Source organism: Streptomyces sp. NPDC058457 (genome assembly GCF_042720695.1).
GTDB lineage: Bacteria > Actinomycetota > Actinomycetes > Streptomycetales > Streptomycetaceae > Streptomyces.
Genome location: NZ_JBHXLU010000022.1, coordinates 38,038 through 60,054, shown reverse-complemented (window position 1 = coordinate 60,054; position 22,017 = coordinate 38,038). Strand labels below are relative to the sequence as shown.

Below are 22,017 nucleotides of genomic sequence, written 5' to 3'. Positions count from 1 at the left end.
CAACCGTGACCGGCGCCTGCGCTTCCTCACCCGACTCGCGTATGGTCACGCTCATCTACCCCCGGCGACCCGTGGTGCATCCGTGATCCGATTCGACAATGTCTCCAAGGTCTACCCCAAGCAGACCCGCCCCGCACTCAGGGATGTGTCCCTGGAAGTGGAGAAGGGCGAGTTCGTGTTCCTCGTGGGGTCCTCCGGCTCCGGAAAGTCGACCTTCCTGAGGCTGGTCCTCCGCGAGGAGCGGTGCAGCCACGGCCAGGTGCACGTCCTGGGCAAGGACCTCGCCCGTCTCTCCAACTGGAAGGTGCCGCAGATGCGCCGCCAGCTCGGGACGGTCTTCCAGGACTTCCGCCTGCTTCCCAACAAGACGGTCGCCGAGAACGTGGCCTTCGCCCAGGAGGTCATCGGCAAGTCGAAGGGCGAGATCCGCAAGTCCGTGCCCCAGGTGCTCGACCTCGTCGGGCTCGGTGGCAAGGAGGAGCGGATGCCCGGCGAGCTGTCCGGCGGTGAGCAGCAGCGCGTGGCCATCGCGCGCGCCTTCGTGAACCGGCCCAAGCTGCTGATCGCGGACGAGCCCACGGGCAACCTCGACCCGCAGACCTCGGTCGGCATCATGAAGCTCCTCGACCGCATCAACCGCACCGGCACCACCGTGGTGATGGCCACCCACGACCAGAACATCGTGGACCAGATGCGCAAGCGCGTCATCGAGCTGGAGAAGGGCCGCCTCGTCCGAGACCAGGCACGCGGCGTCTACGGCTACCAGCACTGACCGCGACCGTCCACGGAAAGGCATAACCCGACGCCATGCGCGCCCAGTTCGTACTGTCGGAGATCGGAGTCGGTCTCCGCCGCAATCTGACGATGACCTTCGCGGTCGTCGTCTCGGTCGCCCTGTCCCTGGCGCTCTTCGGTGGCTCGCTCCTGATGAGCGACCAGGTCAACACCATGAAGGGCTACTGGTACGACAAGGTCAACGTCTCGATCTTCCTCTGCAACAAGAGCGACGCCGAGTCCGACCCCAACTGCGCCAAGGGCGCCGTCACCGACGACCAGAAGAAGCAGATCCAGGCCGACCTCGGCAAGATGTCGGTGGTCGAGAAGGTCACCTACGAGTCGCAGGACCAGGCGTACAAGCACTACAAGGAGCAGTTCGGCGACTCGCCGCTCGCCGACTCCCTCACGCCGGACCAGATGCAGGAGTCGTACCGGATCAAGCTCAAGGACCCGGAGAAGTACCAGGTCGTCGCGACGGCCTTCGACGGCCGTGACGGGGTCCAGTCGGTCCAGGACCAGAAGGGCATCCTCGACAACCTCTTCGGCCTGCTCAACGGCATGAACTGGGCGGCCCGCATGGTCATGGCCCTCATGCTGGTGGTCGCCCTGATGCTGATCGTCAACACGGTGCGCGTCTCCGCGTTCAGCCGTCGGCGCGAGACCGGCATCATGCGGCTGGTCGGCGCCTCCGGCTTCTACATCCAGGCCCCGTTCATCGCGGAGGCCGCCGTCGCCGGCCTGATCGGCGGCACGGTCGCCTGCGGATTCCTGGTGGTCGCCCGCTACTTCATCATCGACCACGGCCTGGACCTGTCCCACAAGCTGAATTTGATCAACTTCATCGGCTGGGACGCGGTGTTGACCAAGCTCCCGCTCATCCTCGCAACGAGCCTCCTGATGCCCGCGCTTGCCGCGTTCTTCGCGCTGCGCAAGTACCTGAAGGTGTGACGCATGCCAAGAGGGCCGTACGGGCAACCGCCCGTGCGGCCCTCTTGCCTTGTCCTAGACTCACCGGCATGTCAGGCCGAGAGCTGTTCTGTCAGCCCCGCCGGGTTCGCCGGGGGGCGGCTCTGACGTTGGTGTTCGCAGGGCTGTTGGTGACCGGGGCGGCCACCGGGGCGTTTCCCGACCCCGGGCAGTCCGACCGGAAGACGCCCACCGGAGCCGCCCGTCCGGCCGCCGGGCACGAGGGTCCGGCCGCCGGGCACGAGGACGTCGCGAAGGCCGCCGCCGAGGCGATGGCCGACGGCGAGTCCCCCATGGAGGCGGCGGAACGCGCCGCCAGCCGCAGCGGGGACCGGTGGGCCGCGGTCTACTCCGAGGGCGAGTACCAGGAGTTCGAGGAAGCGCTCGACGGCCAGTACACCGGGGTCGGGCTGTGGGCCCGGCGCGAGCGGGACGGCCGGATCGAGGTGAGCAAGGTGCAGGCCGGGTCGCCGGCGGCCGAGGCCGGGGTGAAGAAGGGCGATCGGCTGCGGAGCATCGACGGAGCGGACGTCGACGGGCGGCCCGTCACCGACGTCGTCTCATTACTGCGCGGTGACGCCACCGACGCCCGCGCCGGTACGACCGTCACCCTCGGCCTCCAGCGCGGCACGCGCGCGTGGAGCGAGACAGTGCGCAGGGCGCTGCTGTCCACCGACTCGGTGACCGTGCGCAAGCTGGCCGCAGGCATCACCGTCATCAGGATCTCCGCCTTCACCAAGGGCTCCGGGGAGCTCGTCTGCACCGCCGTACGGCAGGCCCCCGCCGACGCCGGGATCATCCTCGACCTGCGCGGCAACTCCGGCGGTCTGGTCAGCGAGGCCGTCACCGCCGCCTCCGCCTTCCTCGACGGCGGCCTGGTCGCCACCTACGACGTCGACGGCGCCCCGCGCTCCCTGCACGCCGAGCCCGGCGGCGACACCGCGAGACCCCTGGTCGCGCTCGTCGACGGCGGCACGATGAGCGCGGCCGAGATGCTCACCGGCGCCCTCCAGGACCGCGGCCGCGCGGTCGTCCTCGGCTCCCGCACCTTCGGCAAGGGCTCCATCCAGATGCCGACCCGCCTCCCCGACGGCTCGGTCGCCGAGCTCACCGTCGGCCACTACCGCACCCCCTCCGGTCACACGGTCGACGGCCGGGGCATCACCCCCGACCTGGAGGTGTCCACCGGGGCGCTGGAGCGGGCGGAGACGGTCCTGAGCGGCCTCGGCGATCCGTCGTAGCTCGCCGTGGCCCGTCGCGGGACCTGCGGAACCCGCTGCTAATCCGCTTCCCTCCCACCCCCTCCGTAGTGCGAAAATGGATGGCACTATGGCCAAGGGAATGTACGTACCGAAAGAGTCCCAGCAGAAGCAGCAGGGGACGGCCGCCAAAGCCAGGGACGGCGAGAAGGGCGGCAAGCGCAAGATCGTCGCGCAGAACAAGAAGGCGCGGCACGACTACGCGATCATCGACACCTACGAGGCCGGCATCGTCCTGTCCGGCACCGAGGTGAAGTCGCTGCGTCAGGGCCGTACCTCGCTGACCGACGGCTTCGTGCAGATCGACGGGAACGAGGCGTGGCTGCACAACGCCCACATCCCCGAGTACAGCCAGGGCACCTGGACCAACCACTCGGTGCGACGCAAGCGCAAGCTGCTGCTGCACCGGGAGGAGATCGACAAGCTGGAGACCAAGTCCCAGGAGACGGGTCACACGATCGTGCCCCTCGCCATCTACTTCAAGGACGGCCGCGCGAAGGCGGAGATCGCCCTGGCGCGCGGCAAGAAGGAGTACGACAAGCGGCAGACCCTGCGCGAGAAGCAGGACCGCCGGGAGTCGGACCGCGCGATCGCGTCGGCCAAGCGCAAGCAGCGGGGCGCGTAGCCGACAGGAATGCAGTGGCACGGGCGTACGTTGGTCACGTACGATGGGGCCAACAGCAGGGGAAGCCCTGGTGTGGGCATTGAAAAATCAACATGGGGATGATCGGTTTCGACAGCGGATGTCGAAGCAGGGGAAGCGTGTCGAGGAAGCGGCAATGATCTCGTAAACCATATGTCGCAACCAATAATCGCCAATTCCAAGAGCGATTCCCGCGCCTTCGCCCTCGCTGCCTAATAAGCAGTGAGTGAAGGCCCTAACGGGTGTCAGCCCGGGGATGTTCCCGACCCGGACCCTGGCATAATCTAGGGGACTAAACCATCGAGCCCGGTCACGGGGTTCGGTGGGAAATCAAACAGTGACTGGGCCCGTCGGCGACTTGTTCGCGTGATTGCCGGGGCCGAGAAAATCACAGCGAACTGCACACGGAGAAGCCCTGTTTTTGCACCGTTGGACGCGGGTTCGATTCCCGCCATCTCCACGATCAGGGGAGCCCAGCTCCTCAATCCCATGTGGGCACAGGCCCCGGCGCTCTCGAAGCAGAGCACCGGGGCCTTGTCATTTCCGGAGGGCCGGCAACGGACACGTGATCGGAGCGAACACCGCATGACGCCCGACGCACCACGGAGCCTGCTCGTGCAGGCGCGGGGTGAGCCGTCTCCCCTGTACGAGCCGGATCCTCCGGTGGATGCGGTGGATGCGGAGGATCCGGCGGCCCACGACGACCTCGGTGCCTTCACCCGCGCGATCCCGCTGGACGACGACCGGCTGGCCCTCCCGGCGGACCTGGCGGACGAGCTGCGTTCCTGGTCGTCGTCCCGGCCGCCGGAGGGCTTCGGCTCCCGCCGCGACCTGCGCGAACACGCCGAGCGAGGGCTGGAGGCCGCCCGGCGCCTGGCCAGGCGGCTGGGGCCGGCATGGGCGGTGCGCTACCGGGACGAGCGGCACCGGACGGCGAAGTGGCTGTGCTGGGGCTGCGACCGCCTGCACTGGGAGCGCGACGAACACGGCACCCCGCCGCATCCGCTCGACCTCACGGTCGAGGCCGAGTACCAGTACGGTCCGCTGCGCTCCGACGGCTTCGGGGACTTCTTCCCCGACGACCCGGCCGCCGGACTGGCCCTGTCCGACGACCTCGTCGCCGGCCTGTACAGCTGGGCGAAGGCCGTCGACACCACCCTGAACCTGTATCTGCGGGACCGGGACGAGGCCAGGTACGAGGAGGAGTGGCAGCGGCTGTTCCACGAGGGCGCGGAACTGACGAAACGAGTCGCCCACGAGTCCGGCCCCGCCCGGAGAGTGACCTACAAGGGCGTGGCACACGGCGGCCTGAGCACACTGACGTCGATCACCTGGCAAGGGGACCGGCAGGTGCAGGCGCGGGACTGACCCGGCCGCCGGAGCGGAGGAACGGTCCACGGACCTCCGCTCCACCGGCCCCTGGACCGGCCCTCCCATACGGGGAGTACGTGGGACGGCGAAGCGCTTTGGCGGGGACGGTAGGTGCGGGCTCTGAGGGCGCCGACGGATCCGGCAGGTGCGGGCTCTGAGGGCGTCAACGGATCCGGCGGGAATCGGGGGAAGCGACTCGACGGGTGGCGAAGATCAGGAACGCCGCGGTGGCCGCGGCGAGCGGTGTGGTGAACGCGGTCGTCGGGGAGAGGTGCTCGGCCGTCCAGCCGCCGAGCGCGGAGCCGCAGGCGATGCCGGTCAGCAGGGCGGTGACGACCAGGCTCATCCCCTCGTTGAGGCGGTCCGCGGGGGCGCGGTCCTGGACCAGGGTCATCGCGGTCACCATCGTCGGGGCGGTCGCCATGCCGGCCGCGAGCAGGGCGGGGGCGAGGGCCCAGAGGGTGTCGAGGGCGCGGGTGGCGAGCAGGGGGAGGGACATCAGCGCCGCCATCGACAACAGGCAGCCGGGGAGCCTGCGTTCGGCCGGTCCTGTCGGCCTGAGCGCTCCGTACAGCAGGCCCGCCGCGCAGGAGCCGGCGGCCTGGAGGGCGAGCACGGCACCGGCCGCCGAGCGGTGGCCCTGGGCGTCGGCGTAGGCGATGGTGACGACCTCCATCGAGCCGAACACCGCGCCGGTCGCGACGAAGCAGGCCAGGAGGGGGCCGATGCGCAGCGGTGTACGAGGGGTGCCGGTCCCGGCCCGGGGCGGCGGCTCGGTGGCCCGCTGGGCGGCGAACAGCAGCGCGCCGGTGAGCAGCAGCACCGCGGCGGCCAGCGTGCCCGCCTCCGGGAAGAACGTGCCGGTCAGGAAGGAGGCGAGGACCGGGCCGAGCATGAAGCAGAGCTCGTCGGCGGCCTGTTCGAAGGAGTTCGCGGTGTGCAGGGCACCGGGGTCGTCGCGCAGCAGGTGCGCCCAGCGGGCCCGGGACATGCCGCCGAGGTTGGGGGTGGTGGCGGTGGCCGCGTAGGCGGCGAACAGGGTCCAGTCCGGTGCGCCGTACCGGACACAGAGCAGCAGGGCGAGGCTGCCGAGCACGGCGACGACGGTCGCGGGTACGGCGACCCGGGCCTGCCCGTACCGGTCGACGAGCCGTGCGATCCAAGGCCCGGCAAGACCGGTGGCGGCGAGGCCGGTCGCGGTGACGGCACCGGCGAGGGCGTACGAGCCGCGCGACCCGGCGATCATCACGACCGCGCTGACGCTGAACATGCCCATGGGGAGGCGGGCCAGCAGGTTCCCGGCGGTGAAGGCCCTGGTGCCGGGGCGGGCGAAGAGGCGGCGGTAGGGGCCGGGTGGGTGGCGGTGGGAACGAGAGCGGGGGCGGGAGCGAGGTGCGCGGCGGGGGTGCGGGGTGTCGCGGTGGTCGGAGCGGCGGTGGAATCGGGGGCTGAAGTCGACGGTGACGAGGGAGTCGGCGGTGACGGTGTGGGCGGTGCGGGCGGTGTGGGCGATCTCGCGTGGGCTCGGCCGGGTCGGTTGTGGCATGGACACCACCGTCGCCCCGGGGCGATCAAGGGGTCCAACACCTGCTCGGCGCCGATTCACGCACCTGTGTTGTAAGTTCGCGTGATGCCAGCGTCTGCCTCGCCCGCCCACATAGACCCCCGCCTGCTGCGCGTCTTCGTGACCGTCGCCGAGGAACTGCACTTCACCCGCGCCGCCGCCCGGCTGTACGTCGCCCAGCAGGCCCTCAGCCGTGATGTGCGGCGGCTGGAGCGGGAGTTGGGCGCCGAACTGTTCCTCCGCAGCACCCGGCGGGTCGGCCTCACCGCCGACGGCACCCGGCTGCTGCCGTACGCCCGCCGGGTGCTGGCCGCCCAGGACGCCCTGCTCGCCGCGTTCGGGCAGGCCCGGCCGCTGCTGGTGGACCTCAACTCCCCGGGCCTGGAGACCGCCCGCCGGGTCCTGCACCGGGCCCGTGAACTCGCTCCCGACTGCGAGCTGATGGCCCGCTACGAGAGCGGGCTCACCGGAGCGGCGGCCGAACTCATCGCGGGTCGGCTCGACGCGTCCTTCGGGCGGTTCGCGGGACTGGATCCGGCGCTGCGCTCCGGACTCGAACAACAGCCCGTACGGTTCGAACCCATGGCCGTAATTCTCCCCTCCGATCACCGGCTCGCGGCCCTGGACGCGGTGCCGCTGGCCGCGCTGGCGGGCGAGACGGTGTACGCCGGCGCCGGGAACGAACGCACCCTGGAATGGACTGACCTGGCCTTTCAGCTCTTCGAGGAGCGAGGCATCGCGGTCGCGCCGCCCCTGCCGCTGGCCGTCGGGGAGGAGGAGTTCCGGCGAGTCATGGCCAAGGATCGGTATCCCATCCTCGCGGTAGTGGGATTTCCGGCCATACCTGGAAGCGTGTCGCGGCCCCTGGTCGATCCGGTCCCGTTGTCGCCTGTGTCGCTCGTGTGGCGAAAGGGGCTGGTCCATCCGGGAGTCGACGCGCTGTGCCGGGCCGCCACCGAGATCGGGCGGGCGGAACGCTGGCTTCAGTGGCCAACCGGTGGATGGATTCCGGCCAGTGATCAAGAGGTGATGGACGACCACAAATGACACATCGGGAACAGGGGTCTTCCCCGTGCGCTAGCTTCATGGGCCCGAGCGCGGAGAGCTGCTAGGGGGCGTTCGGAGCGGGTGGGGGCCCGTTCCGTTGACGTGTGCTCGGGTTCGTCAGCGCGCCCGGAACGGTCCCGTGGGGGGATGTACGCGCGTGAAAAATTGGCGAGAAGAAACCCAACCCGAATTGCCGCAGGCGGCCCTGGACGCCCGGGATGTGCCGGTGACGGGGGACGACGGGGCGGAGCCGGCCGCCGACGGCGGGGAGGCGGCCGGGGCCGCCGGAGCGAGTGGGGCCGCCGGGGCGACCGGAGCGAGTGGGGCCGCCGGGGCGACCGGAGCGAGTGGGGCCGCCGGGGCGACCGGGGGGACCGAGGTGTTGCGGGCCGGCTCGTTACGGGACCCGTGGAGCGTTGTCGAGCCGCCGACCCCCGTGTTTCTGCGCGACCGGGCTCCGGGCCTCGTCCACGACCCGGCCCCGGAACTCGTTCACGACCCGGCCCCGGACCTTGTGCACGACCCCGACGAGGTGACCGTCCAGAACGACGTCGGTGCCGTACGAATACAGCCGTCGGGGCGGACACGACTGATGCGGACCGGCGCGCCCGAGGCCTCCGGCGCGTCCGGCCCTTCCAGCGCCGCGTCCGGCGCTTCCGACGTCCCCGTCCCCGTCTTCGTCGACGAGTCGGGTCGCCGCAGTCGCCGGTTCCGCAGGTTCGGGATGGCCGTCGGCCTCGCCTGCGCGGTCTACGCGGTCGTCATCGTCGTCACCCTGCTGTCCGGAAGTTCCGACGCGCCCTGGCTGCCGGTGCCCGGGCAGAACGCCGACAGGCCGGCCGGCAAGGTCGACGACTCGCCACGGCCCGCGCGGTCGCCCCGGTCCTCGGACGACGGCGCCTCGGTGGCCGGCCCGGCCGTGAGCGGGGGTACGACCCCGTCGGCCGGCACTTCCTCCCGGGCCCCCGGCGCCGGAAAGGGGACCGTCCGGCCGAGTGCGTCGGCGTCCGCACGACCGACGTCGTCCGCAGGGAGGACGGGCTCCTCGCCGGAACCGGGGTCGTCGTCCGCGTCCGCCTCGCCGTCCGCGGTGACGCCCTCCTCGGACCCGCCGGCCTCTCCCGCCTCGTCGCCGCCCCCGGCCTCGCCCAGCGAGTCGACCGCTCCGACCGGCGGCGGCCCGGTCGCGGAGGGCGCGGCCCCGCGCACCATCACGACCGGCGCGGCTTCCGCTCCCGCCACCGTCCTCTGATGGCCTCCCGCACCCGGCGCCGCGGGACCGCCGCCGACGCTTCCCGGCGCCGCCGCCTGTCCCTGCGTCTGACGCTGCCCGTCCTCCTCCTGGCCGCCCTGATGGCGATGCTGATGCTGCGCGGCTACGTCCACAGCGAGATCCTCGCCGACCACCGCGTCCGCCCCGAGGCCGCCTCCGACCGGGTCCCGGAGGAGATCCTGGACGGCGGCCCGGTCATCGACACCCGGGGCGGCCGTACGACGTCACTCCGCATCCCCGACCACCACCTGGTCCTCACCTTCGACGACGGTCCCGACCCGACCTGGACCCCGAAGGTCCTGGACGTCCTGAAGAAGCACCACGCGCACGCCGTCTTCTTCGTCACCGGCACCATGACCTCCCGCTATCCGCAGCTGGTGCGGCGCATGGTGGCCGAGGGCCACGAGGTGGGCGTGCACACCTTCAGCCACCCCGATCTGTCGTACCAGTCGAAGAAGCGCATCGACTGGGAGCTGTCCCAGACCCAGCTGGCGATCACCGGCGCGGCCGGCATCCGTACCTCTCTCTTCCGGCCGCCGTACTCCTCGTTCGCCGACGCGATGGACGACCTCTCCTGGCCGGTGACCGAGTACATCGGCGGCCGTGGCTACATCACCGTCGTCAACGACACGGACAGCGAGGACTGGCGCAAGCCGGGCGTCGACCGGATCGTCCGCAACGCCACCCCGGACGCCGGCAAGGGCGCGATCGTCCTGATGCACGACTCGGGCGGCGACCGCCACCAGACCGTCCAGGCCCTGGACAGGTTCGTGCCCCTGCTGCAGAAGCGGGGCTACACCTTCGACAACCTCACCGAGGCCCTGAACGCGCCGAGCGCCCACACCCCGGTCACCGGCCCCGACCTCTGGCAGGGCAGGGCCTGGATCCTGCTGGTCCAGGCTGCGGACGGCATCACGGACGTGCTGGTGGTCGGCCTGGCGGTGATCGGCGCGTCGGTGCTCGCCCGGTTCGCGCTGATGCTCTGGCTGTCGTTCCTGCACACCCGCAGGGTCCGCCGCAAGGGCTTCCGCTGGGGCCGCCGACCGGTGACCGAACCGGTCTCGGTCCTCGTCCCGGCGTACAACGAGGCCAAGTGCATCGAGAACACGGTCCGTTCACTGACCGCGAGCGAACATCCCGTCGAGATCCTCGTCATCGACGACGGTTCGACGGACGGTACGGCACGGATCGTGGAGAACCTGGACCTGCCGGACGTCCGGGTGGTCCGCCAGGAGAACGCGGGCAAGCCGGCCGCCCTCAACCGGGGCCTGGCGAACGCCAGCCACGACATCGTCGTGATGATGGACGGCGACACGGTCTTCGAACCGGCCACGGTACGGGAGCTGGTCCAGCCCTTCGGCGATCCGGCCGTCGGCGCGGTCGCCGGCAACGCCAAGGTCGGCAACCGGGATTCGCTGATCGGTGCCTGGCAGCACATCGAGTACGTGATGGGCTTCAACCTGGACCGCCGGATGTACGACGTGCTGCGCTGCATGCCGACCATCCCCGGCGCGGTCGGGGCCTTCCGCCGTACGGCCCTCGAACGGGTCGGCGGCATGAGTGACGACACCCTCGCCGAGGACACCGACATCACGATGGCGATCCACCGCGACGGCTGGCGCGTGGTCTACGCGGAACGGGCCCGGGCCTGGACGGAGGCCCCGGAGTCGGTCTCGCAGCTCTGGTCCCAGCGCTACCGCTGGTCGTACGGCACGATGCAGGCGATCTGGAAGCACCGGGGAGCGCTGCTGGACCGCGGCCCGTCCGGCCGCTTCGGCAGAGTGGGCCTCCCTCTGGTGTCCCTCTTCATGGTCGTGGCCCCGCTCCTCGCCCCCCTGATCGACGCGTTCCTCCTCTACGGCATCGTCTTCGGCCCGACGCAGAAGACGATCGGCGCCTGGCTGGGGGTCCTGGCAGTGCAGGCGGCCTGCGCGGCCTACGCCTTCCACCTGGACCGCGAACGCATGACCCATCTCGTCTCGCTGCCGCTCCAGCAGATCCTCTACCGCCAGCTCATGTACGTCGTCCTGCTCCAGTCCTGGATCACGGCCCTCACCGGCGGCCGCCTGCGCTGGCAGAAGCTGCGGCGGACGGGAGTGGTGGGGGCGGCGCCGGGCACCGCCGAGGAGAGGCAGGCGGCATGACACACGCAGAAACGGCCCCGGTCGCAACGGGCAGGGCCGGCACCCTCGGTGGCCGGGACCGTTACCTGGACCTCCTCCGCTCCCTGGCCCTGCTCCGAGTCGTGGTCTACCACCTCTTCGGCTGGCCGTGGCTCACCGTCCTCTTCCCCTCCATGGGCGTGATGTTCGCGCTGGCGGGCTCACTGATGGCCCGCAGCCTGAACCGCCCCGCGGGGAGCGTGATCCGGGGCCGGCTTCGCCGTCTCCTGCCCCCCCTCTGGCTGTTCAGCGCGGTCCTGCTGACGATGATGCTGACGGCGGGCTGGCACCCGCTGAAGGACCCGGACGTGGGCGGCGGCTGGACCGGCCGGCTGAAACTCCTCGACTACGTCCTCCCGATCGGCGCCCCGCCGTACCCCGAACACCTGGGCTCGGCATCGGGCCTGCTGGACGACACCTGGGCGGAACAGGCGGCGGGCCCGCTCTGGTACCTCCGCGCGTACCTGTGGTTCGTCCTGCTGTCGCCCTTGCTGTTGCGGGCGTTCCGCAGGTGGCCCCTGCCGACGACCCTGGCCCCCCTGGCGCTGACGGCCGTCGTGGGCACGGGGTTGGTGAGGGTCCCCGGCGAAACGGGCAACGCGGTCACGGACTTCGCGGTGTACGGCGGCTGCTGGATCCTCGGCTTCGCCCATCACGAGGGCGTACTGGCGCGCGTCCCGCGCTACGCAGCGGTCTCCCTCTCCTGCCTGGTGATGGCGCTGGGCCTGTGGTGGGCGTCGGGCCACCAGGGCCCCGACGGCTGGGACCTGAACGACATCCCGCTGGCGCAGGCGTGCTGGTCGTTCGGGGCGGTCGTGCTGCTGCTCCAGTACTCCCCGTCCTGGCGGGAGTTGCCGGGCGGCCTGCGCCGCTGGGACAGATGGATCACCCTGTCCAACAACCGCGCGGTGACGATCTACCTCTGGCACAACATGCTGATCATGGCGACGGTCCCGATCATCGACCAGGCGTACAACCTGCCGTGCATGGAGTCGGACCGGGCGTCGGGCCTGCTGGACTCCACTTACAGCTTCTGGATGTTCGTGGTGGTATGGCCGCTGATCGCGGCGGCGGTGGTGGCGTTCGGCTGGGTGGAGGACGTGGCGGCGGGCCGGGGGGCACGGCTGTGGCCGAACGGGCCGGGGAGGCGGCGCGAGGTGTCGCGTCGCAGGGCGTGAGCGAATCCCTTTGACCCTTTGAGGGGCCACCTGGCTACGGTGTCAGTTGCCTTCTTCGGCAAGAACACAGACGCGAAGGCAGCTGTATCGGCGTCGGTAAAGGTCGGTTGGACCGTCACCGGAACCGTGCGTTACACGGTCCGTATCACGGAATTCGAGGACGAAGTGTTCGGCGACGGCGGGTCGGTCCAGGGGGTTGCCGTCGAGGTCCACGGCCGAGTTCGCGCGGTCGGCGCCCTGGCAGAGAACCGAGGGGAAGTCGGGGCCCCGCGAAACGCTCGGTTCCCGTGTACACGGCGCTCGCGAGGTCCTCGGGGGAGGATCGGTCGATGACCGTACCGTCGTGGAGGGTCTCGATCGAGCCTTCCTTTCCGCGCCGGAACGTCAGCGAGAAGGACGAGTCGACGGCGGACGTCATGAAGGACCGGTCCCGGCCCGGCAGGAAACGGCGCAGGCCGTCCATGAGGAGGGGCAGCGAAAGGTAGATCATCATCGCCTGGTCCGGGGTGCGGTCCCGCGAGCTCGCCTCGCCCCGGTCGCCCCGGACGTCCATGTGCCCCAGGTCGAACCCCGACGGCGGGGGTGCCTCGTTCTCGTCCACGGAGAAATCGAACCGGAGCGTCGTCCGAGGAGGGGTGGCGCCGTCTCCCCACTGGAACATGTACGCTCCCCGCCCGACCTCGACGGCCACCCGCAGTCCGCGGTCCGGCAGGCCGAACCGCTGCCTGAGCCAGCCGTCCATGGCCAGGGCTGCGACTTCGGGCCGGTAGGGGGCGAGCGGGAACGTGAACGACGTGACCCTGACGGTCAGGCCCTCGGGGTGCAGTGACAGCAGGGCGGCCGCGTGTGCGGCCAGGCCGTGGGCCAGCCAGTGGACGTCCCGCCAGTGCGCTCCCGTGGGCGGGATCAGCCGCACCTTCCGATCGATCTGCAGGAAGAAGCCGTCCTCCCTGCCCGGGGACATGTGCCCTGCCGTCAGATCGGCGGCGAGCCCGCCGAGCGGGCTGCGGAAGCGGTACGCGAAGGTGCTGGTCTCCGTCGCGCGTCCCTCTCCGGGCACGGCAGCCGCGAGGAGCTGCCGCAGACGTTTCACCTCTGTCACGAGCCGGGGCACGGCCTCCCGCGCCATCGCGATGAAGGCCGCGTTCTCGTCCCAGCGTTCGTCGGCGCAGTCCACATAGCGTGGTTCCTGCACCAGGGTCGCCGCGATCAGCTCCCCGTGGTCGAAGTCGGGCCATCGCTCATGGCGTCCGGTGTCCGCCACCGTGCTGACGGCACGCAGGTTCATGGCATGGCTGTCGTCCAGGTCTCTGACGAACCAGGGCCCGGGCGTGGCCATGGCGCACATCTCCTCGATCTCGTCGAGGCCGGGTTCCGGTTCGTCGCCCTCCCCGCCCGGCGGATGCTCTTCGGTCACGATCCGCCCAGCATCCGGTCCTCGTCGAAGCCGAGCTCGTCCTCGATGCCCAGTTCCTCCGCGGCGTGCCAGCGCAGTGGGTCGGGCCAGGCTGCGGGATCTCCGGTGGCGATGCCGCGCAGGAAACCGACGGCTTCGGGGGTGCCGATCTCACCCAGTGCCTGGACGGCCTTGACGCAGAAGGCGAAGTAAGGACCGTCCGTCGACTTCCGGTCCCGCACCAGGGCGGCGACCGGCTCGACTCCCTCCGGGGCCCGCAGCTCTCCGAGCAGGTCGACCAGGTCCTCCGTGTTCACGCCCGCGGGCCGCGTGGCCAGCACTGTCGCCAGGATCGGCCCGAGCCCTTCGGGGTGGAGGTGCAGCGCCAGCGCCGCGAGCCGTTCGAAGCGCCGCCAGTCCCCCTCGGCGGACGTGATCCGCAGCCAGTCGAGGACACGATGCCGTACCGCAGGCACCGCGGCCGCGGCCTCCTCGGCTCGCTCGGCGCCGATGTATCCGCCGGTGACGAGGGAGTCCACCCGTTCCAGGTTGATCATAACCGTCACTCCTGAGCTGGAAAGTCGGCTTCAAGGATCCAGTGTTCGGACCCCTCCGTGCTGGCCGCGCAGACCCGGTTACCGCTCATGGAACGGGCGATGAAAAGGAGTTCTCCTCCTTGGTCCGCCAACGCGGAAATATCGGTTGTCGGGGTGAGCCTCACATGAACCCACCCGTAGCTCATACTGCCGCCGCAAGAAACGCACCATCGTCGGATACCACTCCTCCTTCATGTGCACGTGTCTTCCAGGCCGCGTCGATCTGGTGAGCCGCGTCGGGCCCGCGCTTCTGCATTCTCTGAACCGGCGTGGCATCGATGTGCACGACCTGGTGAAACGCCTTCTCGACGGATGGGCCGTCAACGCCCGTGTATCGCGCGACCACTTCCAGGCCGGCGCTCGTGAAGCGGGACTTGATTTCTGCGTCCATGGCAACTGCTGAAACTCGGTGGTGGCGGTGGTGGCGGTGGTGGCGGCGGTGATGGCGTTCGGGTGGATGGAGGACGTGGCGGCGGGGAGGAGGGCGCGGGTGTGGCCGGACGGCGCACGCCGGGGAAGGCCCCTGCACTGCTCCGCTGCCGGTCGGCTCAGCCGCGGCGTCGCCGCAGGGCCCGCCAGGCGTCGCCGACCGCGTCCTGGATGCGCTGCCACCAGTACTCCAGCTTGTCGCGCACGGTCACATACACCCGCTGGTATTTGAACCACGGCGGCAGATCCCGGAACGGTACGAAGGTCAGTGTGTCCCTGATGGGGTGCTCGGCGACCCCGCCGAGGCCCTCGGCCCGCAAGGCCGCGAACAACTCCGGGGTCAGAGCGCCGTTCAGCCGTGCCGCGTGCCCCGTCGCGATGAAGGCGTTCGTGCGCTGAAGCCTGTCCGGCAGCTGCATCGCCTTGACGATGCGGGGCGACACCTCCTCCAACGGGCAGTGGAACGCCAGCCCGATCACCGCCGTACCGAGATGAGGCTCGCCGCGCTCGAACGCGGCATCCCATTCCCCGGGATCGTCGAAGGCCAGCAGACCCTGACCGTTCTGCCAGTCCCACTCGGACGCCATGCTTGATCTTCCCTCTCCGCCCGTCACTTGTCGCACTTGGGCGGGAGCACCCGCTGCTTCTTCTTGTTGTCGATCATTCCGGCCCTCACAAGCCTGGTCAGAGCGTTCTCCTTGACGCTATTCGACGGGTACGAACCCTGAACGTGACCGTGGTAGATCTCCTTGATGATATTGCCGTCCTTGTCGGTGACGTAGTCGTGCCGGTCCAGGACCACGATTTCGTTGTTGACGTGATCCACGCCGAGCCGCCGGAATTCGTCAGGGTTGTTCGGGTCGCCCAGGTGGATGGACCGGTCCAGTGCGGCCTGCCCGTTGCTCGGGGCGCGGCTGACCTCGCCCTTGGCCGACGAACTGCTGCCTGAACCGTGTTTGCTGTACGTCGAGTCGTCGTACACGCGGACGGGCTCGGTGCTGTCGCCCTCCAGACCCAGCGGGTCGGTCCAGCGCAGCGGGTTGTCCACATAGGCGTGGTGGTTCGGAGCGGGGACCAGTCCCAGCGGGTCGGGTGAGAGGTACTGCGCGGTGTCCGGGTCGTAGTACCGGGCCAGGTTGTAGTGCAGGCCGGTCTCGGGGTCGCGGTACTGACCTGGGAAGGCCAGCGGGCACAGGCCGTCGTCGTCGGCCAGGGGCCGTCCCCACAGGCTGGTGGCGGCCCGCCAGGCGATCACGCCGTCCTCGTCGACGAGTTCGCTGGGCGTCCCCACCGAGTCGGTGACGATCGCGTAGAACCGCCTGCTGACCTCGTCCGCGTCAAGGACGCTGCGTCGCCCCCGCGTCTGGGCCGCCGCCCGGTGGGTACCCGGACCCCAGTCCCACGTGTCGGTCTCCACCGCACCGTCCCGGAGCGCCTGCTGCTCCGCGAGGTTGGCTCCGTCCCAGGTGAAGGCGGTCTCGTCGACGGCCGAGCCGTCCTCGTGCAGCCGCCACTTGGCGGTACGCCGGCCGAGGACGTCGTAGCGGTACCGCCAGACGCCCCGGTCGGGAGTCGCGGCCTCGACGAGCCGGTCGTCGGCGTCCCAGGCGTAGGTCCAGATCCGCCGCAGCCCGGACAGCGTGCGCCGGATCATGCGGACCACGCGTCCTTGGCCGTCGTGCTCGTACGTGGTGCGGCCCGCCGACGTGACCTTCGTGCCGGAGCGCCCGACCGGGCCCTGCGCGTCCTGTCCCGCGGTTCCGGGATGGTTCGCGGTGGTCAGGTTGCCGAGTTCGTCGTACGCGTAGGTCTCGGTCCAGTTCGCGGCCGACACCCGGGTGACGCGGCCGGCCCGGTCCAGGTCGAACCTCCGGGTACCGGCCAGTCTGTCGTCGACCGAGGTGAGGTGTCCGTCGCCCCGGTAGGCGTAGGAGCGGGCCTGCAGCACGGTGGTGGCATCGGGCCCGGCCGCACCGGTCCCCGAGTGGATGATCTGCTCCACCAGGCGATGTCCGGCGTCCCAGGACTGGGTCAGCGTGGCGGCGCCGGCCAGCCCACGGGTGGTTTCCCGGCCGGCCGCGTCGTGGGTGAAGGTGAGCTCGCCTGCCCCGGTCACGAGCGAGACGGGCAGCCCCACGGAGTCGTAGGACCACTGCGAGGTGGCGCCGGACGGAGTGGTCCGCCCCACCCTGCGGCCCAGCGGGTCGTACGCGCTGGTGACCGTGCGGCCGTCGACGCTTTCGGTGAGCACCCTGCCCACCGCGTCGTAGGTGAAGGCGACCACGCTTTCCGGGCCCGCGGCCTCGACCAGCCGGCCGGCCGGGTCGTAGCGCAGGGAGACGACGGCGCCGCCGTCCGTGCGGGTCTCCACCACGCGGCCGGCGGTGTCACGGGTCATCCGGACCGTCTGCCCGTTGCCGTTCCTCCGCTCGGTCTGCCGGCCGGTGCGATCGTGGGTGTAGGTGAGCGTCCGGCCGTCGAAGTCCGTCTCGCCGACGAGACGGCCCGCCGCGTCGTACTGGTAGCTCCAGATGTCGCCGAGCGGATTGGTCACGCCGACCAGCCGTAGTTCGGCGTCGTGGGTGAAGCGGTAGCGGGTGCCGTCCGGATCGGTCCTGGCGCTGGGAAGGTCGAACGGGCCGTACGCGAAGGCGGTGGTGGCCCCGCCGCGGTTGCGGTGCTCGGTGAGGTTGCCCTGCGGGTCGTACGACCACGTCTCCCGGCCGCCGTCGGCGTGCTCGCGCCACAGCAGCCGGCCCTCTGGGCTCCATCCCTGGCGGAGAGTCCCGCCGACTGGGTCATCGATCCGGACGATGCGGCCGAACGCGTTCCGGTGCACGGTGACGCTGCTGCCGCGTGGGTCCACGACCCGGACAGGCAGCCCCGCCTCGTCGGTGTCGAAACGGAAGGTGTTGCCGAGCGCGTCGGTCCGTGCGGTCCGGTGGCCGCGCCCGTCATAGGTGTAGCGGCTCACCGCGCCGAGCGGATCGGTGCTGGTGAGCAGGTTGCCCCGGTCGTCGTACGTGCACTCCCAGCGCGCCCCGTCGGCCTCCGTGACGGCGACGGGCAGACCTTCGTCGCTGTAGGCCACCTCGATGACGGTGCCGTCCGGCCGCTCCATCCGGGTCGGCTGGCCGTGGGCGTCAAGAGTGAGGCCAGTGGTGCGGCCCAGCTGGTCGGTGCGTGCGAGCAGCCGTCCGAAACGGTCCCACTCGGAGAGCTCGGTGTGCCCGAGCGGGTCGGTCACGGCGATCGGTTGGTAGAGCTCGTTGTAGCGGTACGTCGTGGTCTGGCCGAGCGCGTCCGTGTAGCGCGTCTCACGCGCTTCGTCGTCGTACTCCACAGTGCAGGACAGGCTGCCGTCGGCACCCTCGCCCCGGACGCACCGGTCCAGCCCGTCGTAGCCGAAGCAGTAGTGGTAGCCGTTGCGGTCGGTCCACGACGTGATGCGCCCGCGGGAGTCGTAGGCGAGGCTCATGGGCAGCTCGCCCGAGTCGTGGACGCCGGTCAGATCGCCGGAGGAGCTGTAGTCGAAGCGCCGCAGGACCGTGCCCCCAGGGCCGTCCTCAGGATTGCGCAGGCGCAGCGCGGTGACGCGCCCGCCGTCGGTGTCCACATGGAGGTGGCGGCCGCCCGAGTCACGTACGGCCACCGGTGTGCCGTCGGTATCACGGTCGAAGTCGATCCGGTAGCCGTTGCGGTCCGTCATCGCCGTGAGCAGCAGGGTGAACGGCTCGTCGATGGGTCCGGGCCGCTGCGGCGGGGCGAAATGGCGGGTGACGTCGGTGAGCGGGTCGGTGATCCGCACCGGGGCACCGGAAGTGCCGTCCCAGTCCAGCGGCCACCGCGGCCCCTCCGCCGGCAGTACCGACGCCCCGGGTTCCGGCACGGGATAGACGAGGATCATGCCGTCCTCGGTGGCGAAGACCGCTCCTCGGTCGTCCAGCTCCAGGCGTTCGTCGAGCGTGCAGGCCCACGACGAGCCGAAGGAACGGCCCGCACGGTAGGTGGACAGGTGGGTGCGCCGTAGGAGAAGTGGAAGCAGCCCGGATAGCTCGACATCGGTCTCGGCCATGTACATCTCGCCGGAGACCATGTCGATGGGGTCGCCGTTGAGGCACCGCCCCTTGCCCGGCTTGCTCTTGGCGAGCACATCGTCGGCCTCCTTGCGCAGCCCCTTCTTGCCAAGGCTCTCCGCCATGGCCTTGAGGCCGCCCTTGAGGAACTTCATCTCCTTCACGCCCTTGGCGAGTTTGCCGAGGCTGGTGATGCCCTTGCCGCCGGGTATGCAGTCCAGCGCGGCGAACGCCACGTCCCATAGAGACGCCTGTCCCTTGGAGTATTTGTAGAGCGTGTCGGCGAGCACGACGAGAGCGGCGACGAGCACGATCGCACCGAGGATGGGCCCGCCGATGATCATCGCGATGATCCCGACGACCGCCACGACCACCTTGCAGACCGTGACGATCGTGTCCCAGTTGTCCTCGAACCAGTGCCCGACGTCCTGCCACCAGTGCCGGTTCGGTATCCCCGCGTCCGAGGCCTCGTCGATCTTCCGCTTCGCCTCACCCGCCGCGTCGTCGCGCATCTTCCGCGCGTCCTCGGCCATCTTCTTCGCCGCGTCGAGGGCGCTCTGCGCGCCGCTGACGTCCGACTGGGCCTTGCTGTGCGCCGACTTGGCGCTCTGCACGTCCCGGGTGGCGGCCCGGACCTTCCCCTCGTCCGGCTTGTCACCGTCCGACTTGCTGCCGGTGGGGTCGTCCTTGTACTTGTCGGCTTCCTTCGACGCCCGCGTCACCCAGGAATCGGCCGAGGAGAGCCGGGACTTGGCAGAGGAGAGGTCGGACTGGGCCTCCTTCGCCTTGGCGAGGGCCTTGTCGGCCAGGGCCTGGGCGCGCTCCAGCTTCGGCCAGTAGTCCGCCAGCGCGTCGCCGCACATCTCGTACGACTTCTTCAGCTTCTTCAGGTTCTTCGGAACGTCCTTGAACTGCTCCTTGAACACCTCCGCCGACTTGCCCGCCCACTGCAGGAGCGTGTCCTCACCGGCCATACCCTTCACCAGGCGCAGCGCGTCGGAGACGTCGTCGGCGAAGTCGTGCAGCTGCGTGGCCAGGGTGCGGACGCGCTGCGGGTCGCCCGGGGTCGGGTCCCTGTCCAGGTCGAGTGGATGCCAGTCCGCCGGCCGATACCCCGCCATGTCCCGCAACCCCCGTCGCGTACGCCCCGTCAACAAACCTGTGCACACGTGAAGTTACAGGTCCCGTGAGTTTGAAGTGAAGGCCGCTCCGGGAGCGGTCGACGGGAGCTGTCAGTGTCTTCAGAGTGTGCATTGGTGCACCGAGGGGGGTTTGTCCGGGCTTGAGTCGGCGCCTCGGCCGAACGTGGGGGTCATCCCGTCGTCGGGCGGCCTGGCCCGGTCGGTAGCCCTTTGCGGGGGCCAAGTGACGGGCACGCCGATGTCACGGGACGGCACCAAAGCTGAGGTGAGGGTGGTGAGTTGCCCGACTATGATGTGCCGTGCGCGTTTCATGCGACTGGGGTGCAGCAAATCGCTCTGGTGCATTCCGGATGGACCCCGATAGCGTATTCGCTGCTTCGCAGACCCCAACCGCCCCACCAGGAGCCCACCGTGACCCGCCGTTCCCGCCTGCTCACGACAGCCACCGCCGGTGTGACGGCCGCACTGCTGCTTGCCGGGTGCGGTGGGGGTGACGGAGACGGCTCCAAGTCGAACGACAAGATCGCGGGCGCGGACACGGGGGCGTCGGCTTCGACTTCGCCGAGTGCTTCGGCTTCGGGGACGACCGTCGGCCGTCCGAAGATCACGTTGCCGTCGGATCTGACGTACACATTCGAGTGGGCGAAGACGGGTGACGAGAAGAAGGACGCTGTCCTCAGCGACACTGAGCAGTTCATAAAAGCTGTGGACATGGCGATCGCCAAGCAGGCTCCGCTCGACAAGGCCTACCGTTTCTACTCCGAGGGCTTGGCGGCTGCGGGCAGCCAGAAGTTCATCCAGGAGTTCGTGGACTACAAGGGCCGGATCACCGGAGCCAAGCGCTACTTCGATGCCAAGGTTCAGATCAACGACGACGGGACCGCAGGTCTTGTCTACTGCGAGGATCAGACCAAGGCTTACAACAAGAGCCTGAAGACCGGGAAGACGGAGGTCACCAAGGCCTCGAAGGACGACTACGTCCTCTACAGCAGCCTGCTTCAGCTCAACAAGCAGGGTGTCTGGATCACCGAGAAGCTGACGTCGCAGCGGGGGAGCTCCGTATGCCAGCCATGAAGTTCCGGAACTCGGCAATTGTCATACTTGCCGCAGTGGCTCTGTTGGCCTGCCCCACGCAGGCATTCGCGGGCTACGGGCCCGGGGGCAGCACGAATGGCGACCCTAATACGAACACTTCCGGCGGAAGTGATAAAAAGGGCAATATTTCAGCGACGGCAGGCGTCGTCTACGACCTCTCCAAGAATGGTTCCGGGGCATCGACCGGCGCGGTGACTCCTACCACGAACTGGACGCCGCCGGCCTGTTACTACGCGCCCAAGTACTCGCCTGATGAGCTCGAGGCCTACCTGACCCCGATCTGGGAGGCCGACTCCACGGGCTACGAGTGGGATGCTCAGCAGCGCGACCGCTATGTCAACGGGAATCCGTACACGGACTTCAACAAGGACAAGGCCGGTAAGGGCTACTGGTGGGACTCGTATGTCACGCCGGGTCGTGAAGGGGACCCCGGCGCGCTCGACTGCACGAAGCCCATCTTCTGGGTGGACACGGGTGACAAGCCGCCGGCGGACGTACCCCAGGCGGTCACTCCGGAGATCCTCTCGCAACTCGCCTACAACCAGATCCGCGTCCCCGGTACGAAGGTGACCCTGGCACCGGCGGACAAGACGAAGGTCAACCTTCCCACCTGGGCCTGGCTGGATGGTGCCGAGTTCAAGCCGGTCTCCGTCACCGCGTCCGTTCCCGCGCTGGGCATCAGCGCCACGACCACCGCTACGCCGTACTCCCTCAAAATCGACCCCGGAACCTCGGATGCGGTGACGTATCCGGCCTCGGGTGTCTGTGAGTTCAAGAACGGCAGCATCGGAGAGGCCTACGCCAAGGGGAAAGCCGGCGAGACGCCACCCTGTGGGGTGAAGTACCTGCGGTCCTCGGGCACGGGCTCGTACCCGCTCAAGGCCACGATCACCTGGCATATCAGCTGGACGGGCACGGGAGATACGGGCGGACCCCTGGATGACGGGACCTTCGGGGCCACCCAGGATGTCATCGTGCAGGAGATCCAGTCCGTCAACAGGTGAGCGATGGGCCGGCCGGAGCCTTCCGGCCGTAGGGGGCGC

Annotated in this window: 17 protein-coding genes and 1 other RNA gene; 11 read left to right on the top strand and 7 right to left on the bottom strand. The window is 69.8% G+C overall.

From position 1 onward, the window contains the following. Window positions 1-82 precede the first annotated feature (82 nt). The 6 genes from ftsE (at window position 83) to ACFWPS_RS19475 (ending at window position 5,013) form a co-directional block, all read left to right on the top strand. Window positions 83-772, top strand: coding sequence for a cell division ATP-binding protein FtsE (gene ftsE / locus ACFWPS_RS19500; protein ID WP_383706657.1), 690 nt, complete (start codon window positions 83-85; stop codon window positions 770-772). 35 nt (window positions 773-807) lie between these two features. Next, complete coding sequence (ftsX, locus tag ACFWPS_RS19495; protein WP_383706655.1) at window positions 808-1,725, top strand: permease-like cell division protein FtsX; 918 nt, start codon at window positions 808-810, stop codon at window positions 1,723-1,725. Between the two features lie 68 nt (window positions 1,726-1,793). Then, entirely contained in the window at window positions 1,794-2,984 is a 1,191-nt protein-coding gene (locus ACFWPS_RS19490; protein ID WP_383706653.1) for a S41 family peptidase, read from the top strand. Window positions 2,985-3,084: 100 nt separating this feature from the next. Next, window positions 3,085-3,627, top strand: a complete 543-nt coding sequence (smpB, locus tag ACFWPS_RS19485) for an SsrA-binding protein SmpB (protein ID WP_383706651.1) — start codon at window positions 3,085-3,087, stop codon at window positions 3,625-3,627. A 94-nt stretch (window positions 3,628-3,721) separates the two neighbouring features. After that, window positions 3,722-4,108, top strand: a transfer-messenger RNA (tmRNA) gene (gene ssrA / locus ACFWPS_RS19480). Between the two features lie 122 nt (window positions 4,109-4,230). Next, complete coding sequence (locus ACFWPS_RS19475) at window positions 4,231-5,013, top strand: hypothetical protein (protein ID WP_383706649.1); 783 nt, start codon at window positions 4,231-4,233, stop codon at window positions 5,011-5,013. A 166-nt stretch (window positions 5,014-5,179) separates the two neighbouring features. On the opposite strand, the gene ACFWPS_RS19470 is transcribed toward ACFWPS_RS19475, so the two are convergent. Further along, window positions 5,180-6,562: an MFS transporter gene (locus ACFWPS_RS19470; protein ID WP_383706647.1), complete on the bottom strand. Its 1,383-nt coding sequence runs from the start codon at window positions 6,560-6,562 to the stop codon at window positions 5,180-5,182. Between the two features lie 84 nt (window positions 6,563-6,646). Here ACFWPS_RS19470 and ACFWPS_RS19465 point away from each other — a divergent pair, with 84 nt between their 5' ends. After that, window positions 6,647-7,627: a LysR family transcriptional regulator gene (locus ACFWPS_RS19465; RefSeq protein ID WP_383706645.1), complete on the top strand. Its 981-nt coding sequence runs from the start codon at window positions 6,647-6,649 to the stop codon at window positions 7,625-7,627. 750 nt (window positions 7,628-8,377) lie between these two features. Here the strand turns inward: ACFWPS_RS19465 and ACFWPS_RS19460 are convergent. Further along, window positions 8,378-8,869 carry a hypothetical protein gene (locus tag ACFWPS_RS19460; RefSeq protein WP_383706643.1) on the bottom strand — a complete coding sequence of 164 codons (492 nt, stop codon included), beginning with the start codon at window positions 8,867-8,869 and terminating at the stop codon, window positions 8,378-8,380. A gap of 9 nt (window positions 8,870-8,878) precedes the next feature. Between ACFWPS_RS19460 and ACFWPS_RS19455 the strand changes: the two genes are divergently transcribed. Together ACFWPS_RS19455 and ACFWPS_RS19450 are read left to right on the top strand one after the other, a co-directional pair. After that, the gene (locus tag ACFWPS_RS19455) at window positions 8,879-11,044 is read left to right on the top strand and encodes a glycosyltransferase (RefSeq protein ID WP_383706641.1); all 2,166 of its coding nucleotides are present in this window, start codon (window positions 8,879-8,881) and stop codon (window positions 11,042-11,044) included. Then, window positions 11,041-12,240, top strand: coding sequence for an acyltransferase (locus ACFWPS_RS19450; protein ID WP_383706639.1), 1,200 nt, complete (start codon window positions 11,041-11,043; stop codon window positions 12,238-12,240). Before ACFWPS_RS19455 ends, ACFWPS_RS19450 begins: the two co-directional genes overlap by 4 nt. Before the next feature lie 145 nt (window positions 12,241-12,385). Here ACFWPS_RS19450 and ACFWPS_RS19445 read toward each other — a convergent pair whose 3' ends face one another. The 5 genes from ACFWPS_RS19445 to ACFWPS_RS19425 all read right to left on the bottom strand — a co-directional run bounded on the left by ACFWPS_RS19445 (window position 12,386) and on the right by ACFWPS_RS19425 (window position 19,858). Further along, a complete protein-coding gene (locus tag ACFWPS_RS19445; RefSeq protein WP_383706637.1) occupies window positions 12,386-13,657 on the bottom strand; it encodes a hypothetical protein in 1,272 nt (423 codons plus the stop codon). Continuing rightward, complete coding sequence (locus ACFWPS_RS19440) at window positions 13,654-14,193, bottom strand: HEAT repeat domain-containing protein (RefSeq protein ID WP_383706635.1); 540 nt, start codon at window positions 14,191-14,193, stop codon at window positions 13,654-13,656. The genes ACFWPS_RS19445 and ACFWPS_RS19440 overlap by 4 nt, the downstream gene beginning before the upstream one ends. A 181-nt stretch (window positions 14,194-14,374) precedes the next feature. After that, a complete protein-coding gene (locus tag ACFWPS_RS19435; RefSeq protein WP_383706633.1) occupies window positions 14,375-14,623 on the bottom strand; it encodes a hypothetical protein in 249 nt (82 codons plus the stop codon). Between the two features lie 157 nt (window positions 14,624-14,780). Further along, on the bottom strand, window positions 14,781-15,248 hold the full coding sequence (locus ACFWPS_RS19430; RefSeq protein ID WP_383706631.1) for a hypothetical protein: 468 nt from the start codon (window positions 15,246-15,248) through the stop codon (window positions 14,781-14,783). Between the two features lie 23 nt (window positions 15,249-15,271). After that, complete coding sequence (locus ACFWPS_RS19425; RefSeq protein WP_383706629.1) at window positions 15,272-19,858, bottom strand: RHS repeat-associated core domain-containing protein; 4,587 nt, start codon at window positions 19,856-19,858, stop codon at window positions 15,272-15,274. 432 nt (window positions 19,859-20,290) lie between these two features. Here ACFWPS_RS19425 and ACFWPS_RS19420 point away from each other — a divergent pair, with 432 nt between their 5' ends. Together ACFWPS_RS19420 and ACFWPS_RS19415 are read left to right on the top strand one after the other, a co-directional pair. Beyond that, on the top strand, window positions 20,291-20,953 hold the full coding sequence (locus ACFWPS_RS19420) for a hypothetical protein (RefSeq protein ID WP_383706627.1): 663 nt from the start codon (window positions 20,291-20,293) through the stop codon (window positions 20,951-20,953). Further along, the gene (locus ACFWPS_RS19415; RefSeq protein ID WP_383706625.1) at window positions 20,941-21,978 is read left to right on the top strand and encodes a hypothetical protein; all 1,038 of its coding nucleotides are present in this window, start codon (window positions 20,941-20,943) and stop codon (window positions 21,976-21,978) included. Before ACFWPS_RS19420 ends, ACFWPS_RS19415 begins: the two co-directional genes overlap by 13 nt. The last annotated feature ends 39 nt before the right edge of the window (window positions 21,979-22,017 follow it).